The organism is Dyella soli (assembly GCF_054482295.1).
Genome location: NZ_JBTFFU010000003.1, coordinates 236,669 through 251,967 on the forward strand (window position 1 = coordinate 236,669; position 15,299 = coordinate 251,967).

Sequence of the window (15,299 nt, forward strand, 5' to 3'; positions counted from 1 at the left end):
TCGTCGAGTCACATCGGTTGCCCGCACGACCACGTTTCATCCGGCGGCGGCACGAGCCCGCAGATTGAACACGAGCCCGTACGGATCTCGCAAATAACAGCGCGGAACCGCATCCTGTTCCTCCTGGATCACGCACCCGGCAGCGAGCAGTTGCGCCTTCGCCGACGCCAGGTCGTGGACCAGGAACTCGAAGACCGGCCCGTGCGCCGCGCCCTGCTCCACGTACAGGCAATAGGCGCCTGTTTCGAAACCGATCAGGCCGGGACTCTGGTGCGTGACCGGCAGGCCGAGCACGGATCCGTAGAAGGCGGTCGCCTGCTCCCAGTCACGGGTACGCAGGATGACGTCGCGCGACGATTGATAGACATTCGCCATGTCGACCTCCGGTTGGCGCGGCTGGTCGAACGGACCAGCGACGTAACGCACGCGCCCACGCCCACGCCACCATGGCCTTACCTGGCATCCTCGATATTCTGTTTGTCGAGGGCGTCGAACGCGTGCCACCAGCGGTCGAATTGTGCCTGATCACCGGCATAGTGGCCGTGCCGGACGATGTGTGACTCGCCGTCCCTGGTCTCGACGGCACGAATCACTACCGCGGGGTACGCCGGGTGATTGGGCTTGGTAAACACGTACAGCGCCGGCTGCTCCCGGTCGCTGAACAAGTTGATGATGTAGTACTGCGACTGTTCGGTAACGATGGCGCCCTTCCGGTGGGCCAGCTCGTCGAAGTACGCCGTCCACTGGTCAAAGGTGATGCGGTCGCCGGGGTAACGCCAGGTCAACGCCTGCGCGCAGACGCCCATGGTGATGCACAGAGCCAGCACCACGGCGGCGAGTTGGCGCATCACGTGCGCATGAAGCCGATGTCGGTCCCGCGCGTCGCCGCTTGCGCGCGTTCGCCCGGCCGGTGACTGCCGCGTGGCAGCAGGTAGGATCGGCTTCACTTCGCCGCCATGCATTCAATTTCCACTCGCGCACCCAGGGCCAGCCCGGTGGTGCCAAACGCACTGCGCGCCGGATAGCGGCCGGGGAAAAACGTCTTGTAGACCTCGTTGAGACTGCCCCATTCGGACATGTCCGCCAGCATCACGGTGCATTTGACGATGTCCGTCATCGCGTATCCGTGGGCTTCCAGGGTCGCCTTGATGTTCGTCATGGCTTGCCGGGCTTCTGCCTTGATGCCGCCCTCGACGAGCTTCATGCTGCCAGAGTCGATGCCGATCTGGCCCGAAAGATAGAGCGTGTTACCGACACGAACCGCTTCCGAGAACGGAGGGTTCGTTGGCAGCGGCTTGCCCGAGTTCAGGAATTCAACGTTCGCCCGCTCGGCGGCGAAGGCGTGCGCAGGACTGGCCAGGGCCAGTGCAGCGAGCAGCAACAGGGTTCCCCTCATTTCCTCTCTCCTTTACCGTCAGGTTGGTGCCATGACCGGCGACGTCGTGGTGAGCGACGCGGCCGATGGTGGGCCACTGCCTGCCATCAAGCTCGGCGATCGCGTTCCCGCGTGCAAACGCCGGAGTTCACAGGCAGCCCTCGATGTACTGGATGGCGTCGGCCGTGCCTGCATAAAACGTCGTGGCCCGGCCGTGATACGTCTCGAAACGGATGCCATGACGCTTGTCGGGCGAGTAGATCGTGAGATACGTGCCGTCGGGCTCCGTGTAGGCATGGGGTGATATCTCCACGCGGCCCGGGTAGCGATCCAGCACCTCTTGTTGCGTGGCGCCTATGTGGGCGCCGGTGAGCGTCATCACCTGGTCGGACTGCACGTCGATCCTGGCCAGGTGCCCGTTGATGAGCATGAAGCTGATGCCGTCATGTCCGTGCGACGGGGCCACATAACGACAGCCTTCGGAGTCGGTATCCGGATCGATGCTCTTGAGCGCGGTGCCAAGGGCGGACTCAAGCTCGTGGCGGCTCATGCCGACATGCACGGCGCCGTACGCGCTGAACGTGACCGTCGGCGTGGACGCAGGCTCGGCCAAGCCGACGGAGCACACCAGGCAAAGCCACAAGGCTGCAGTGATCCTGGACATAGATCCGACGCCGGGGTTGGGCAGCAGTGAGGCGTTCGCCTCAACGATGGGTTTGCGGGTCGACCACCGCGCACGGCGTCGATACCGCAGCGGGCGGCGCGTCTGGCGCACCGCCCGGCCTGGCCTCAGGCACGCGCTTCCTTGTGCCGGTCCGGAAGGAACACCAGCACGAGCAGGCCAATGATGCTGAGCACGCCGAAGGCGCCGAACCAGGCCGAATGGCCCTTGGCCCTGGCGTACTGCGAGCATCCCCAGATGAAGACGGCGAAGCCAGCGAGGATGACGATCGCGCCGAGTCCGGGACTGCCGGACGTCGACAATGAGCGACCGACGATTTCGCCGATGATGCCTAGGCCGACACCGATATTCGTATTGCGCTTGAACTCTGCCAGCATGCGATCCCCCTGTTGGATGGCCTGACGCAAGGCGGGAGTCATCGGGTTGTGCCGGTCCGCGTCCGGGGACGATGCCGGTTTCAGCCGGACGCCCTGGTCGGCAAGCAACAGCCGTTGGATCCCCTCGACGCGGCCAGTCGTCGTGTCCGGATCCGGAGAACCCGGATCGGGCGAGCGCCGCGCCGCCACATCCTTTCACGGAGAACGCGCACGGGGCAAGCCGCGCCGGCGCCTGACCTGGCACCACGCCGGCATGTGGCCGCAAGGGTTTTCGCGCTAGGCTTCCGGGCGTCACTCATCCAGGCCCCCGCATGAGCCAGTTCAACCTGCTTGGCAGCCGCCGTTTCGCCCCGTTTTTCTGGACCCAGGCACTGGGCGCGTTCAACGACAACGCGTTCCGCAATGCGATGGTCATGCTGGTGGCGTTCCAGATGGGGCTGGACGACAGGACGGTGTCGCTCTACACCAACCTGGCGCCCGCGCTGTTCATCCTGCCCTACTTCCTGTTTTCGGCGACGGCGGGACAGCTGGCCGAGAAATACGAGAAGTCGCGCATCATCCGCTACGTGAAGCTGTTCGAGATCGGCGCCATGTTGCTGGCGGCGGTGGGGTTCTATACCCACCACACCACGCTGCTCCTGGTGGTGCTGTTCCTGATGGGCCTGCATTCGACCACCTTCGGCCCGATCAAGTACGCGATCTTGCCGCAGGCACTGAAGCCCGACGAACTGGTCGGCGGCAACGGCCTGGTCGAGATGGGCACGCAGCTGGCCATGCTGATCGGCATGATCGCCGGCAATTCACTGATGCTGATTGCCGGCGCCGGTCCGGTCGCGGCTTCGGCAGCGACGGTGCTGGTCGCGGTGGCCGGCTATCTCGCCAGCCGGCGCATTCCGCCCGCGCCGGCGACGGCGCCCGACCTGGTCTTCAACTGGAATCCGGTGACGGAAACGGCGCGCGTGCTGGGCATCACGCGCCAAGACCGCAGCGTGTTCAATGCCGTGCTGGGCATTTCCTGGTTCTGGTTCTTCGGCACCGTGCTGGTCGCGCAGCTGCCCAACTACACGCGGGTGAACCTGGGCGGCGACGGCTCGGTGAACACGCTGGTGTTGACGCTGTTTTCGCTGGGCACCGGCATCGGCTCGCTGCTGTGCGAGCGCATGTCGGGCCGACGCGTGGAAGTGGGCCTGGTGCCGCTGGGCGCCTTCGGACTCACGGCCTTCGGCGTGGACCTGTATTTCGCACATCCGCACGTGGCGGCGGTGCACGGCCTGGACTGGCTGGCCTTCCTGCACGGCGTGGGCAGCTGGCGCGTGGTGCTCGACCTGACCCTGATTGGTGTGTTCGCCGGCTTCTACGTGGTGCCGCTGTTCGCCTTCGTGCAGGCGCGCACGCCGCCCGATCGCCTGAGTCGCGTGATCGCCGGCAACAATATTCTCAACGCGCTGCTGATCTGCCTGGCCTCGGGCTTCGGCCTGGGGCTGGGGGCGCTGGGCCTTACCGCAGTGGAGATCTTCCTCGTTGCCGCGGTGCTCAACGTGGCCGTCGCGGTGTACATCTTCACCCTGGTGCCCGAGTTCCTCATGCGGTTCATCACCTGGGTGCTGGTGAACACGCTTTATCGCGTGCGTGTGGACGGGCTCGGGCAGATTCCCGCGGAAGGACCGGCCTTGCTGGTCTGCAACCACGTCAGCTTCATGGATCCGCTGTTGCTGATGGCGAACCTGCGTCGACCGGCGCGTTTCGTCATGCACTACAAGATCTTCAACATCCCGGTATTGAAGTTCGTGTTCCGCACGGCCAGGGCCATACCCATCGCTGGGCACAAGGAAGACGCCGCGGTGCTGGAGCGCGCCTATGATGAAGTGGATGCCGCGCTGGCGGCCGGCGAGCTGGTGTGCATCTTTCCGGAAGGCGGCCTGACCCGCGACGGCGACATCGCGCCGTTCCGGCCCGGCGTGGCACGGATCCTGGGGCGTCGCCCGGTGCCGGTGGTGCCGCTGGCCCTGCGCGGGCTGTGGGGCAGCGTGTGGAGCCGGCGCGATTCGATGCTGCATCGCGCACGATTGCCGCGGCGATTCCGTGCACGCGTGGAACTGGTGGCCGGCGCGCCCATGGCCCCGACCGATGCCCAGATGGCGATGCTGGAAGCGCGGGTGCGCGAGTTGCGCGGAGACTTCGCCTGACGCCGCAGGCGGTGGGCTTCCCGGAAGCCGGGAAGGGCGGGCGTCAGCCCATCCAGCCCGCCAGCACGATCAGCGCCACCACGCTGAGCCATGAGAGCAGGGCGCGCAGCAGCGCACTGCGCAGGCGGATCAGTTCGGCGACGGGGTCGGTGCGTTCCTCGGCGTAGCCGTCACCGGCCTCGATATCCACCTGCACGTCGGCGCGCGCGGCGGCGCCGAGGAAACCCGGACCTTCCACGTACCAGCTGTTGGGTGGCTGCTGCTGGTGCCAGCGCTTCCATGCCTGGATCACGGCATCCCAGTGACCGACCAGGGCCAGCGTGAAAACCAGCAGCTGCGCCGGCAGCCAGTCGGCAAGGTTGGCAAACGCACGCGCCGATGCGCGGGCCTGGGCGTCCACGTGCAGGCTGTGGTCGCGGCCCAGCGTCTGCGCGAGCCGATAGAGCAGCGCGCCGGCCGGACCGAGCAGGAAGAACCACAACAGCACGCCAAAGCGCCGGCGCAGTGCCGCATAGGCGGTGGCCTCGCCCAGGGCTACCGCATGCCAGGCCACCGGCTCGCCTTCTTCGGACAGCGCCTGTGCGGCCGCCTCGCGGCTGGGCTGGTCGGGCGCCTTGATGATCGCCTCCAGATCCTCCTCGAAGGCGTGCGGGCCGAGGCTGTACAGCAGCACGACCAGCGAGAAGATCAGGCGCAGCACGTCGCTGCCCGGCAGCAGGCTGATCAGCCACGACACCAGCAGGCACGCGACCACCGGCACGCCGAGCGTCACGGCCACGCGTCCAGGTCCGCTGGTGTCGCCCAGTTGGGCTACCCAGCGCCGGAATCCACCATCCCCCCGCCAGTGCGTGAGCTGCGGTTGCACGTGCAGCAGGCCGAGCGCGATAAGGGCAGTAAGCAGGCTGACAGCCATGGATGCGGCTCTTGATGGGATGAGCCGCATTGTAGGCCAAGGGCGGGAAATGTCGCCGCGCGACACCGATGACAATTGGGCGACATGCCGTTGCCGGCATCTGCAGCAGCAATCAGCCGGCGCGGCGGGCGACGAGCGCCTCGAGATCCAGCCCGGCCCGTTGTTGCAGCCAGTGCGCCAGCAGGCGGAAGGAGACCGACAGCGGCGGCGAGGGCAGGAAGCTGCCGTCGGCCAGTCCGTCGACGATGTCCTGGGGCGTGAACCAGCGTGCGTCTTCCAGTTCGTGATCGCGCAGGCGGATCGTGCGCGAGACTGCGGTCGCGGTGAAACCCACCATCAGCGACTGCGGCAGCGGCCAGGGTTGCGACGAGTGGTAGTGCACGTCGCCCACGATGACGCCCGATTCCTCGGCCACTTCGCGGCGTACGGCGTCTTCCAGTGCTTCGCCCGGTTCCACGAAGCCGGCCAGGGTGGAATAGCGGCCCTTCGGCCAGCCGGCCTGGCGACCGAGCAGGCAGGCGCCTTCGTGTTCCACGATCACGATGACGGCGGCGTCGGTGCGCGGGAAATGCATGCGGCCGCATTCGGCGTTGGTGCACTGGGCACGGTGGCCGGACGCCACCAGCACCACTGGCGAGCCGCAACGGGCGCAGAAGCGTGTCTCGCGTTGCCAGTGCGCGAGGCCCTTGGCGTAGGCAAACAGGCCCGCTTCGTCCGCGGCCAGCTGCAGGCCCACGTCGCGCAGGCCGGCGCGTCGCGCGCTCAGCCGGGTCTCGAGTTCCGCCGCGTGGTCGCCATCGTCCAGCGCCAGCAGGAAGTGCGGCCGCTCGCCGGCAAAGCCGAGGAAGGTCGCCTTCAGTTCACCCAGCAGCTGTTCGCGCTCGCCGCTGTCGAGCCAGCGCAGCGCGTCGCGGCCGGGCAGCAGGTAGGTCTGGCCCAGCGCATCCAGCAACAGGTAGCGGGCGTGCGCGGATGCGGCCTGCTCGTTGACCCAGGTTGCTTCGTCGCGCTTCTCGGCCACCCGGTCGAGAATCAGGCTCAGGCCCGCGAAGGTGTTGAGGCGCGGCAGGGTGGTGCGATCCATGCCGGGCGCGCGCTCAGGTGGAGAAGGAGGAGCCGCAGCCGCAGGTGGTCTTCGCGTTGGGATTGCGAATGACGAACTGCGAGCCGCTGAGGCTCTCCGAATAGTCGATCTCGGCGCCGGTCAGGTACTGCAGCGACAGCGGATCGACCAGTAGCGTCACGCCTTCGCGATCGAGCGCAAAGTCGTCCTCGGCCCGGGCTTCGTCAAAGGTGAAGCCGTACTGGAAGCCCGAGCAACCGCCGCCGGTGATGTACACGCGCAGCTTCAGTTCCGGATTGCCCTCCTCCACGATCAGCTCCCGCACCTTGCGGGCGGCAGCCTCGGAGAACACCAGCGGCGCACCGGCACTGCGGTAGTCGGGGACGATCGGAAGGGGGAGGACGGTATCCATGCTGCTCAAGTGGGGGCGTGGCGGCTGAGGTGCAAGGATAGCGCGATCAGGCCGGTACGGTTTCCGCGCCGATCAGCGTAGGTGCAGGCAGTTCACGCGGGGCCTCGCCGAGCCGGTGGCTCATGCGGCCGTTCACCTGGGCGCCGGCTGCCATTTCGAGCGTGCGGTAGTGGACATCGCCGGTCACGCGGGCCTGCGGCGCCAGCTCCAGGCGCTCGCCCGCATGGATGTCACCGTGCACCTGGCCGTTGATGATGGCGTGCGACACGTGGATCTCACCCTGCACGACACCGTTCTCGCTCAGTGTGAAGACGGCGCCATCGTCGTCGCCCGACACCGAGCCCTCGACGCGGCCATCCAGGTGCAGCATGCCGCTGAAGCGCACGTCGCCACGGATGACCGTGCCGTGCGCAATCAGGCTGGTATCCGCGCTGGCGGGCGTGCGCTCGGCGCGCTTACGGTTGAGCATCCTGTTCTCCTTGGGTCGGTGTGAGGTGGCCGGACACCGCATCGTTCCACGCCACGGCACGGCTGACGGCTTCGTCACCCGAAGGTTGAGCATGGATCAGGAGGCGGGTCGGGCGAAAGTCGGCGGGCAGCACGATGGTGGCGTGCAACTGCTGAAAATACTTGAAGCGGAACGGAATGCCACTGCTCTGGGCAGCGTCGCCGAGGGCTGGCCAGTCGAGCTTCACGACCTTCTCGCCGCGCAGGCCTTCCACGCTCACCGTGGCGGTGCCGTCCACGTCTTCGCCGCGCCTGGCGTTCTGGGTCAGGCTCAGCGTGAGGTTCCAGGCGTGCGAGCTGGCGACCGGCTGGACGCGTACTTCCTGCACCTTCAGGCCCTCGCGCTGCGCATCACCGCCGGTCAGGCGCGAGTAGAAGCCGAGGTCGGCGCGCAGGCCGCTGATCTCTTCCTCCCGCTCGGCCAGCGTCTGGCGCAGTGAGCGCGTGGCGATATCGCCCACCTGGGTCGCGCGCTGCAGGTTGGCCACCTGCTGGCGCAAGTCGTCGTTGTCCTTGGCGAGCGCATCGAGCTGGCGCTTCTCCGTGGCGGCGGGCGTCGCATGGCGGACCAGGCCGCCAACCACAAGTCCGGTCAACACCAGACTGAGCAGCCAGCCGGCACCCAACCACAAGGCACGACGCCTCAGGCCGCCGGCGTCATGCGGGCGGACCACGAAACGCGGTGGTGGGCGTGAAGCCATGCGTGGCCTTCCCAGGGAAAACCACGGTATAGCCGCGCCGCGGCGAGAGCGTCAAGGAACCGTGCCACGCTTTGCGCCGCAAGGGTCCGGGCGTGTGACGCCCGCCGGATATCAGCCGGCCATCTTCGCCTGCAGGTAACGCTCGGCACCGATGTCCTTGACCAGGCTGAACTGCGTTTCCAGCCAGTCGATGTGCTCTTCCTCATCGTGGAGGATGTTCTTGAACAGGTCGCGGCTGACGTAGTCGGCGATGCCTTCGCTGTGGGCGATGGCTTCGCGCAGGTCCTTCACGGCCGCCATCTCCAGGTCGAGATCGCCCTGCAGACATTCCAGTGCGTTCTCGCCGATGCGCAGCTTGCCCAGGTGCTGCAGGTTCGGCAGCCCGTCCAGGAAGAGGATGCGCTCGATCAGGTGATCGGCGTGCTTCATCTCCTCGATGGATTCCTTGTACTCGTGCTCGGCAAGCTCGCTGTAGCCCCAGTCCTTGTACATCCGGTAATGCAGGAAATACTGGTTGATGGCGGTCAGCTCGTTGTAGAGCACCTTGTTGAGGAACTCGATGACCTTCGCGTCGCCCTTCATGGGAAGTCTCCTTGCCGCTACAGCCAGCAACTATACGGCGTACTTCCGAGGGGTGACGAAACGAGAATGACTATGGATCGCCAATGCAAAAACGCGCAGCGAAGGCTGCGCGTCTGGCGGGGAAACCAGGGGGTTTCAGGCGGTTGCGATGACCGGCAGCTGGAAGCGGACCTGCTCTACCGCCTTGTCCAGCGTGGCGCGCGCTTCCTGCTCGCAGCAGCCGCAGCAGTCCGAGCAACCCGTGCGTGCCTGCAGGTCGGCGAAATGGTGAACGCCATCGGCCGCGGCGCGGCGGATGTCGCTGTCGGTGACGGCGTTGCACATGCAGATATACATGGGTGCATATGGGAACGCAAATGCGAATGATTGTCAACCAGTGGCCCGTGGCAGGAGCCCGGGCCTGGGTATTCGTTCAGGCAGCGGCCTTGCCCTTGCGCGGGCGATCGCCGGGGTCCTGCCCCTTGGGCTGGGGCAAGTCGCCCAGCTGAACGCTCAACAGCGTCTCCACCAGGGGTGCGAAGTGCCGCAGCGCCCGCTCGTAGACCTGACGCTTGAAATTGACCACGTGGGCAGCCGGGTACCAGAAATCCACCCAGCGCCAGAGGTCGAATTCGGGCTTCTCGCAGGCGTCCAGGCGCAGCGCATCCTCTTCGCCCACCAGCCGCAGCAGGAACCACACCTGTTTCTGGCCGATGCAGGTCGGGCGCTGGTGATGCCGCACATAGCGGCTGGGCAGCCGATAGCGGAGCCAGCCACGCGTGGCGCCAAGCACTTCCACGTGCTGCGGGCGCAGGCCGGTTTCCTCTTCCAGTTCGCGATACATCGCTTCCAGCGGCGTCTCGTCGCTGCGCATGCCGCCCTGGGGGAACTGCCAGCCGTCACGATTGACGCGGCGCGCCCAGAACAGTCGGCCGTCTGCGTTCAGCAGAACAATGCCCACATTCGGACGGTAGCCATCGACGTCGATCATGTTGCCTCCTGGAGCCAGCGACACGACGAATCGGCAGGTCATGTACGCCGCGGCTCGCGGTCGATTCAACCATAGCGCACAAACTGGCAGCAAGCCGAACACTTGAACCAAAAGGCAGGGACGACTAAACTGCCGCGCCCCGCCTGATCGACATCACGTCGACACCCGCGGCGGGCGGCACCCAAGGCTATGTAGCTCAGCCGGTTAGAGCACAGCACTCATAATGCTGGGGTCGGTGGTTCGAGTCCACCCATAGCCACCAAGATTTCGCCAGCGCGCGGCCAAATGACCCTTGATATTTCAGGGGTTTTTTCGTTTCAGGGGTTGCTGTGTGCAGTGCGACCTTGCGACCTTGCGACCTTGCGGCGTGTGGCCGCCTGGGATGTCACGCACGGCTTGTCCGCTTCCCGCGCGTCGACCATTCGCACTGAGCTTGCGCGATCGGTGCGAAACGTCGGATCCACATGGCGTGGCTTGCTCGTGGCACGAGTGCGTGTCGCGACTGCTGAGCTATCGCGTCTCTTCTGAGACTGGCAGCGTCGTCGGCGTGTCCGGCGTGTCCGGCGTGACAGGGCGGGCGCCGGGAAGCGGGCTGTGCTCCAGACCACCGCGCTTCATCTGCAGGCAGGGTCGCTCGATCGCGATCCAGGACAGCATGGCGATCAGGACCGCCGCCGCGAAGGTGAAAGCCAGCGCCATGGTCTGTCCCTTGAGTCCCAGGTAGAGCAGCACGTTGATGCAGGGCATGTGGTAGATGTAGATGCCATACGAAATGTCCTGCCGCCGAAGCAGGCGATCCGCCCAGGTGGGCGCGGTATAGGCCAGCGAAAACACGAAGGCGGCGAGCAGGACGTACAGCACCGGGTGGATGTCGTTGGAAGCATTCCAGCCAAGCTGGTGCGTGGCCAACATGGTGGCCAGCACGTACGCGACACCCAGTGGGATCGCCCTGCCCGACAGCCAGCCGTGCAGCAGATGGAAATGCCGCTGCGCCAGCACGCCCAACAGGAACATGTAGTACCAGGGCAGGAAGGTCACGCCGAACAGCTTCAACGTCGTGGCGGGATGGTGTTCCGGGTCGGCATGCCAGTAGGCCAGGTTGGGCACGAGCAGGGCCAGCGTCAGCAGCATGAGCATCAGCGTGCCGCGTCGGTGCCGAAGTCCGCACAGCGCGTAGACCATGGGCGTGACGACGTAGAACTGCAGTTCCACCGTGATCGTCCACAGGCTGCCGTTGAGCACGCCCACGCCGAAGTCGCGCATGAAGCCCGGGTTGTAGAACTGCACGATGGTCATTTGCGCGACCATCCACGTAAGCACGCCATGCAACGGAGCATCTGCGCGTGGCAGGTAGTCGAGCGCGAACACGGCACCCACCGCCAGCAGCGTGCACACGATCAGCGCCGGATAAATGCGAAGCACGCGATTGCGCGCGTAATCGAACACGCTGGCGCTGGATTCGTAGGACTTGCTGATCAGAAAGCCGCTGACGAAGAAGAAAACCGGGACGCCAGGGAAATAGCGGATGAGCTGCGCCAGCAAGGCCACCGGCAGCGCGCTGCGATCCAGATCCAGGTGGTCGATCGCGTGATGCGCCACCACCTGGCAGGCCGCCAGCAGGCGGATCAGGTCGAAATTGTTGATCTTGATCGGGGCTTTCATGCGGATGGCCCTAAACGACGGCGTCGCTCCCCTGGGACCGGTACACGGAAGGACGTTAGCACGGGCCTGCGGGGCCGACCCTTGGCCATTCGGTGGGCGCCATAAGGCGTAGCCGGGTCCGTGGCACGGATGGCTCGATCGCCGGGCCGGGCTCCCGCCCGCAGGCGGGTGCCGTCGATGCGGGCGATGTCCTGGCCAGAGGCCCGCTGGAAGCGGCGCGGGCCCGGTCGGGAGCCTCCTTGCCGGTAGAATGGCGCGATGCAAATCTTGAAAAGCACGGGGCACATCCGGCCAGCACACGGAGTGTCGGGACAAAACGCATGGCCGGATGGCAGGGGCGACATCACGCAGGAGTTCCTGATCGACGTGACCCGCCTGCTTGGCAGGTTCATGCGCTCGCGACTGCCAACGGGAGTCGACCGGGTCGGCCTGGCCTACATCAAGCAATTTGGCGATCGCTCCCGTGCCATCATCGCGCTGGGGCGTCACGCCGTCGTGCTGTCGAAAGCCGAGTCCGCGAAGCTCTTCGAATTGCTGCTCGCACCCTGGAAGGGCGCCAGTTCGCGCGCCGCCTGGATCGTCGCATGGGGTGTGCTGCGCGGCATGCGAAGCCGCCTGTCATCCCCATCGCTGCTGCTGAACACCGGTCATCGTGGCCTTGAACGCCACAACTATGCGGCGAGTTTGCGCAAACGTGGCGCACGACCTGTCTTCGTCCTGCACGACCTCATTCCCATCACCCATGCCGAGTACTGCAGGCCGGGTGAAGCGAAGCGCCACTGGGCCCGCGTGCGCCATGCAGCCACCCTCGGAGCAGGCGTCATCGCCAATTCCGAGCAGACGTCCCGCGATTTTCGCCGGGCCGCGGCATCCATCGGCCTGGAAGTGCCGCCGATTGTCGTGGCGCCGCTTGCGCCTGCCATTCCGGCACAAGCGGCCGTGGCCTGTCCCGTCGCCGGGCCTTACTTCGTCATGCTGGGAACGATCGAGCCACGCAAGAACCATCTCCTGCTACTGAACATCTGGCGCGCCCTGGCGGAGCAGATGGGCGACGCGGCACCCAGGCTCGTCGTGGTCGGGCAGCGCGGCTGGGAATGCGAGCAGGTGCTCGATCTCCTCGAGCGCTGTGCCGCCCTTGGCGCCACAGTCATCGAGCGCAGTCACTGCAGCGACGATGAGCTTGCCAACTACCTGCTGCACGCTCGCGCGCTGCTGTTTCCCAGCTTCATCGAAGGCTTCGGCCTGCCATTGGTCGAGGCGCTGGCGCTCGGTGTGCCCGTCATCGCCAGCGACATTCCCGTGTTTCGTGAAGTGGCCGGATCCGTTCCGGAATTCGTCGATCCGCTCGACGGGCTGGGCTGGAGGGATGCCGTGCTTGACTACATCCATCCGGACAGCCTGCGCCGTGCCGAGCAGCTGCGTCGGATCGCGGACTACGAGGCGCCCACCTGGGACTCGCATATGGCCGAAGTGGAGCGGTTTCTTGGTGAACTCGTTGCAAGCCCCTGCTGAGTTGGCGCCGGACATGGAAGACATCGCAACGGTCTTGCCAGATCGCATCTACGCCCTGGGGTTTTCGGCCTGGAAGCGCCCCATCGTGCGGCGATTCCTGCAGGGCCGCGAGTTGCGTTTCGTGCGTCGCGCGCAGAGCGTTCCCGCCGGGGCGACGCTCGCCGTGTGGGGTTCGAAAGCCGTTTGTCCGTCGCTGCGCCCCAACATCAAGGTGATTCGCCTTGAGGACGGGTTCCTGCGCTCCGTGGGGCTTGGTGCCGACCTGGTGCAGCCGCTGTCCTGGGTGGTGGATACGCGCGGCGTCTACTACGACGCGACCCGCGAGTCGGATGTCGAGTATCTGCTGCAAAAGGCCTCCTTCGATGCGGCGCTGCTTGAGCGCGCCGCCGTGCTGAGGAAGCGTCTGGTTGAGTCGGGCATCACCAAATACAACGTGGGCAGTCAACGCTGGCAGCGGCCCGCGCGAACGTGTCGCGTCATCCTGGTGCCTGGCCAGGTCGAGAGTGATGCGTCCATCGCGCTCGGTGCGCCCGGCATACGCACCAACATGGATTTGCTGCGGGCCGTGCGCCAGTCAAATCCGGACGCTTACATCGTCTACAAGCCGCATCCGGATGTCGTTGCGGGGCTGCGGGCTCGAGGCAACGGCGAGCACGACGCCACCGCGTTGGCGGACGAGATCGTGGTGGACTCCGCCATGGCGGACATGCTTCCGCAGGTTGACGAAGTGCACGTGCTGACCTCGCTGGCCGGATTTGAGGCGCTGCTTCGCCACAAGGCGGTGACAGCGTACGGCCAGCCGTTCTATGCCGGGTGGGGCCTCACCAAGGACGTGGTGCCGGTGACGCGCAGGACGCGGCGCCTGGCGCTGGATGACCTTGTCGCAGCGGTGCTGATTCTCTATCCCCGCTACATCAGCAGGGTCAGCGGCCAGCTCATCACGGTCGAATCGGCACTTGATGAATTGTCGGCCTGGCGCGATGCCGCGCCCGTCAGGATGACCCTGCGCCGGCGCCTGATGCGCCCGGTGCTCCGCTGGGCCGCCCGGTTCCGCTGAGCCATCGGTTCGCTGACGGCGAACGGGGTTCCTCTGCAGCCCGGTGCAACAGCCTCGCCCGCATGCTCGCAGCGCGGGCGAGGCCTCGTCGATGGACAATCAGCCTGCGTGCTCCTTGGTGCCCGCAACAATCAGCCAGCCGATGCCATAGCCCACCAGCAAGATGGCAAATACGCTCAGCACGATGATGATGCGGCGCGGGAACTCGGCTTCCTCCGGAAGGTTGGGCTCCACCACGCGCGACACGAACAGGTGCTGCCTGATGGCTTCCAGGTTGGCGGCCTTGAGCGAGTCCAGCGAGACCGCGTACTCACGATCGGCAACTTCCTTCTCCAGCGAGAGCTGCTCATAGTTCGACAACCGCGGTGCCAGGCCACCCTGGTTGCCGGTGAGGCGGGCGCCCTGGTCGCGGATCTGTCCTTCGAGTGCCTTGATGCGCTGATTCATCGCGAGCCGCTGAGGGCTGTTCGCATCAAGCAGTGCACTGGTGCTGGCGAGCTGCGCACGCGAGTCGGCCAACTCTTTCTCGAGGCCGGCGATCACGGTGAGCACGCCGGTGGCCGATTTCTGGGGGTCAATGTCCTGCGTGTTGAGCCTGAATCGGGTGAGCTGCTGTTGCGCGGCGAGCACGCGCTTTTCGGCGCGCGCGACTTCGTCCCTGGCGACCTGGATGGTGTCCTGCTCGGCGCGGCCGTTGTAATCGTTGACACGCTTTTCGCCAAGCTCCAGCAGGGCGCTGGCGATACGGTGGGCGTCGGCCGGGCGAAAGCCACGCACCTTCAGCGTGGTAATACCCGTGGACGAATCCAGGTACACGCTGACCATGCCACGGTAGTACTTGAGCAGCTGGTAGTCCGTCGGGTGCTCGTGCCAGAGACGCGCCAGCGGATCGGCTTCCGGCGCGCGAAACATCGCGACGAGGTCCATCTTCGCTTCCAGCGCCTGCACGGCATCGTGAGACATCAGGTAGTCGCCGACGCTGAACTGTTCGGCCATGGCCGCACCGCCCGTCGTGGTTTGCAGCATCTGCTGCAGCATCGAGGCACCGGATGAGCGGGTATCGCTGCTGTGCACCACGAAATGCGCTTCAGCCTGGTACTGGTCTGCCGCAATCAGGAAGAAATAGAACGCGGTAAACAGGGTCGGCAGGACGATCAGGACCATCGGGTAGCGATGCCGTCCAAGCCATTGCTTCAGGCGAAGCCAGGTGGCGGCGCGAAGAATGGCTCGATCGAGGCGTGGGCCCAGTGCCTTGTCGTCGTGGTTGGACCTGTCGAGATCCTTCGGAAAATCTGTCATT

General features: G+C 65.9%; 18 protein-coding genes and 1 tRNA gene. 4 read left to right on the top strand and 15 right to left on the bottom strand.

Features of this window, described 5'->3' with window-relative positions; translation table 11 throughout:
- Positions 1–36 precede the first annotated feature (36 nt).
- The 5 genes from ACXU4B_RS15360 to ACXU4B_RS15380 form a co-directional block, all read right to left on the bottom strand.
- Positions 37–375: a VOC family protein gene (locus ACXU4B_RS15360; protein ID WP_131410926.1), complete on the bottom strand. Its 339-nt coding sequence runs from the start codon at positions 373–375 to the stop codon at positions 37–39.
- Between the two features lie 77 nt (positions 376–452).
- Positions 453–962, bottom strand: coding sequence for a hypothetical protein (locus ACXU4B_RS15365; protein ID WP_458910897.1), 510 nt, complete (start codon positions 960–962; stop codon positions 453–455).
- Positions 944–1,396 carry a RidA family protein gene (locus ACXU4B_RS15370; RefSeq protein ID WP_131410922.1) on the bottom strand — a complete coding sequence of 151 codons (453 nt, stop codon included), beginning with the start codon at positions 1,394–1,396 and terminating at the stop codon, positions 944–946. Before ACXU4B_RS15370 ends, ACXU4B_RS15365 begins: the two co-directional genes overlap by 19 nt.
- Positions 1,397–1,523: 127 nt before the next feature.
- Entirely contained in the window at positions 1,524–2,039 is a 516-nt protein-coding gene (locus ACXU4B_RS15375; RefSeq protein WP_131410920.1) for a hypothetical protein, read from the bottom strand.
- 125 nt (positions 2,040–2,164) lie between these two features.
- On the bottom strand, positions 2,165–2,623 hold the full coding sequence (locus tag ACXU4B_RS15380) for a hypothetical protein (RefSeq protein WP_240734109.1): 459 nt from the start codon (positions 2,621–2,623) through the stop codon (positions 2,165–2,167).
- Positions 2,624–2,745: 122 nt separating this feature from the next.
- On the opposite strand from ACXU4B_RS15380, the gene ACXU4B_RS15385 reads away from it, so the two are divergent.
- Positions 2,746–4,620, top strand: a complete 1,875-nt coding sequence (locus ACXU4B_RS15385; RefSeq protein ID WP_131410918.1) for an MFS transporter — start codon at positions 2,746–2,748, stop codon at positions 4,618–4,620.
- 43 nt (positions 4,621–4,663) lie between these two features.
- Here ACXU4B_RS15385 and ACXU4B_RS15390 read toward each other — a convergent pair whose 3' ends face one another.
- From ACXU4B_RS15390 to ACXU4B_RS15425, 8 genes are all read right to left on the bottom strand, one after another.
- The gene (locus tag ACXU4B_RS15390) at positions 4,664–5,533 is read right to left on the bottom strand and encodes a cobalamin biosynthesis protein (RefSeq protein WP_131410916.1); all 870 of its coding nucleotides are present in this window, start codon (positions 5,531–5,533) and stop codon (positions 4,664–4,666) included.
- 112 nt (positions 5,534–5,645) lie between these two features.
- Positions 5,646–6,617 (bottom strand): NAD(+) diphosphatase, encoded by a 972-nt coding sequence (gene nudC / locus ACXU4B_RS15395; RefSeq protein ID WP_131410914.1) that lies wholly within the window; start codon positions 6,615–6,617, stop codon positions 5,646–5,648.
- Positions 6,618–6,630: 13 nt separating this feature from the next.
- Positions 6,631–7,008, bottom strand: coding sequence for an iron-sulfur cluster insertion protein ErpA (gene erpA, locus ACXU4B_RS15400; protein WP_131410912.1), 378 nt, complete (start codon positions 7,006–7,008; stop codon positions 6,631–6,633).
- Between the two features lie 46 nt (positions 7,009–7,054).
- The gene (locus tag ACXU4B_RS15405) at positions 7,055–7,477 is read right to left on the bottom strand and encodes a bactofilin family protein (RefSeq protein WP_131410910.1); all 423 of its coding nucleotides are present in this window, start codon (positions 7,475–7,477) and stop codon (positions 7,055–7,057) included.
- The gene (locus tag ACXU4B_RS15410; protein WP_131410908.1) at positions 7,464–8,216 is read right to left on the bottom strand and encodes a DUF6776 family protein; all 753 of its coding nucleotides are present in this window, start codon (positions 8,214–8,216) and stop codon (positions 7,464–7,466) included. The genes ACXU4B_RS15405 and ACXU4B_RS15410 overlap by 14 nt, the downstream gene beginning before the upstream one ends.
- 111 nt (positions 8,217–8,327) lie before the next feature.
- A complete protein-coding gene (bfr, locus tag ACXU4B_RS15415; RefSeq protein WP_131410906.1) occupies positions 8,328–8,798 on the bottom strand; it encodes a bacterioferritin in 471 nt (156 codons plus the stop codon).
- Positions 8,799–8,933: 135 nt separating this feature from the next.
- Complete coding sequence (locus tag ACXU4B_RS15420) at positions 8,934–9,134, bottom strand: (2Fe-2S)-binding protein (protein ID WP_131410904.1); 201 nt, start codon at positions 9,132–9,134, stop codon at positions 8,934–8,936.
- Positions 9,135–9,210: 76 nt separating this feature from the next.
- On the bottom strand, positions 9,211–9,768 hold the full coding sequence (locus ACXU4B_RS15425) for an RNA pyrophosphohydrolase (RefSeq protein ID WP_131410902.1): 558 nt from the start codon (positions 9,766–9,768) through the stop codon (positions 9,211–9,213).
- A 185-nt stretch (positions 9,769–9,953) separates the two neighbouring features.
- On the opposite strand from ACXU4B_RS15425, the gene ACXU4B_RS15430 reads away from it, so the two are divergent.
- A tRNA-Met gene (locus tag ACXU4B_RS15430) sits at positions 9,954–10,030 on the top strand.
- A gap of 248 nt (positions 10,031–10,278) precedes the next feature.
- Here the strand turns inward: ACXU4B_RS15430 and ACXU4B_RS15435 are convergent.
- Positions 10,279–11,430: an acyltransferase family protein gene (locus tag ACXU4B_RS15435; protein WP_131410900.1), complete on the bottom strand. Its 1,152-nt coding sequence runs from the start codon at positions 11,428–11,430 to the stop codon at positions 10,279–10,281.
- A gap of 258 nt (positions 11,431–11,688) precedes the next feature.
- Between ACXU4B_RS15435 and ACXU4B_RS15440 the strand changes: the two genes are divergently transcribed.
- Complete coding sequence (locus ACXU4B_RS15440) at positions 11,689–12,942, top strand: glycosyltransferase family 4 protein (protein ID WP_131410898.1); 1,254 nt, start codon at positions 11,689–11,691, stop codon at positions 12,940–12,942.
- Positions 12,943–12,955: 13 nt separating this feature from the next.
- Positions 12,956–13,999 (top strand): capsular polysaccharide export protein, LipB/KpsS family, encoded by a 1,044-nt coding sequence (locus tag ACXU4B_RS15445; RefSeq protein WP_131410896.1) that lies wholly within the window; start codon positions 12,956–12,958, stop codon positions 13,997–13,999.
- 99 nt (positions 14,000–14,098) lie between these two features.
- Here the strand turns inward: ACXU4B_RS15445 and ACXU4B_RS15450 are convergent, their stop codons facing one another.
- Complete coding sequence (locus ACXU4B_RS15450; RefSeq protein WP_131410894.1) at positions 14,099–15,298, bottom strand: hypothetical protein; 1,200 nt, start codon at positions 15,296–15,298, stop codon at positions 14,099–14,101.
- Between the last annotated feature and the right edge of the window lies 1 nt (position 15,299).

Bases quoted from the DNA above. Each gene is read 5' to 3' on its own strand.
- ACXU4B_RS15440 (WP_131410898.1), top strand. From the start codon at position 11,689: ATGCAAATCTTGAAAAGCACGGGGCACATCCGGCCAGCACACGGAGTG.
- ACXU4B_RS15420 (WP_131410904.1), bottom strand. From the start codon at position 9,134: ATGTATATCTGCATGTGCAACGCCGTCACCGACAGCGACATCCGCCGC.
- ACXU4B_RS15405 (WP_131410910.1), bottom strand. From the start codon at position 7,477: ATGCTCAACCGTAAGCGCGCCGAGCGCACGCCCGCCAGCGCGGATACC.
- ACXU4B_RS15425 (WP_131410902.1), bottom strand. From the start codon at position 9,768: ATGATCGACGTCGATGGCTACCGTCCGAATGTGGGCATTGTTCTGCTG.
- ACXU4B_RS15410 (WP_131410908.1), bottom strand. From the start codon at position 8,216: ATGGCTTCACGCCCACCACCGCGTTTCGTGGTCCGCCCGCATGACGCC.
- ACXU4B_RS15370 (WP_131410922.1), bottom strand. From the start codon at position 1,396: ATGAGGGGAACCCTGTTGCTGCTCGCTGCACTGGCCCTGGCCAGTCCT.
- ACXU4B_RS15435 (WP_131410900.1), bottom strand. From the start codon at position 11,430: ATGAAAGCCCCGATCAAGATCAACAATTTCGACCTGATCCGCCTGCTG.
- ACXU4B_RS15375 (WP_131410920.1), bottom strand. From the start codon at position 2,039: ATGTCCAGGATCACTGCAGCCTTGTGGCTTTGCCTGGTGTGCTCCGTC.
- ACXU4B_RS15445 (WP_131410896.1), top strand. From the start codon at position 12,956: ATGGAAGACATCGCAACGGTCTTGCCAGATCGCATCTACGCCCTGGGG.
- erpA (WP_131410912.1), bottom strand. From the start codon at position 7,008: ATGGATACCGTCCTCCCCCTTCCGATCGTCCCCGACTACCGCAGTGCC.
- ACXU4B_RS15360 (WP_131410926.1), bottom strand. From the start codon at position 375: ATGGCGAATGTCTATCAATCGTCGCGCGACGTCATCCTGCGTACCCGT.
- ACXU4B_RS15385 (WP_131410918.1), top strand. From the start codon at position 2,746: ATGAGCCAGTTCAACCTGCTTGGCAGCCGCCGTTTCGCCCCGTTTTTC.
- bfr (WP_131410906.1), bottom strand. From the start codon at position 8,798: ATGAAGGGCGACGCGAAGGTCATCGAGTTCCTCAACAAGGTGCTCTAC.
- nudC (WP_131410914.1), bottom strand. From the start codon at position 6,617: ATGGATCGCACCACCCTGCCGCGCCTCAACACCTTCGCGGGCCTGAGC.
- ACXU4B_RS15365 (WP_458910897.1), bottom strand. From the start codon at position 962: ATGCATGGCGGCGAAGTGAAGCCGATCCTACCTGCTGCCACGCGGCAG.
- ACXU4B_RS15390 (WP_131410916.1), bottom strand. From the start codon at position 5,533: ATGGCTGTCAGCCTGCTTACTGCCCTTATCGCGCTCGGCCTGCTGCAC.
- ACXU4B_RS15450 (WP_131410894.1), bottom strand. From the start codon at position 15,298: ATGACAGATTTTCCGAAGGATCTCGACAGGTCCAACCACGACGACAAG.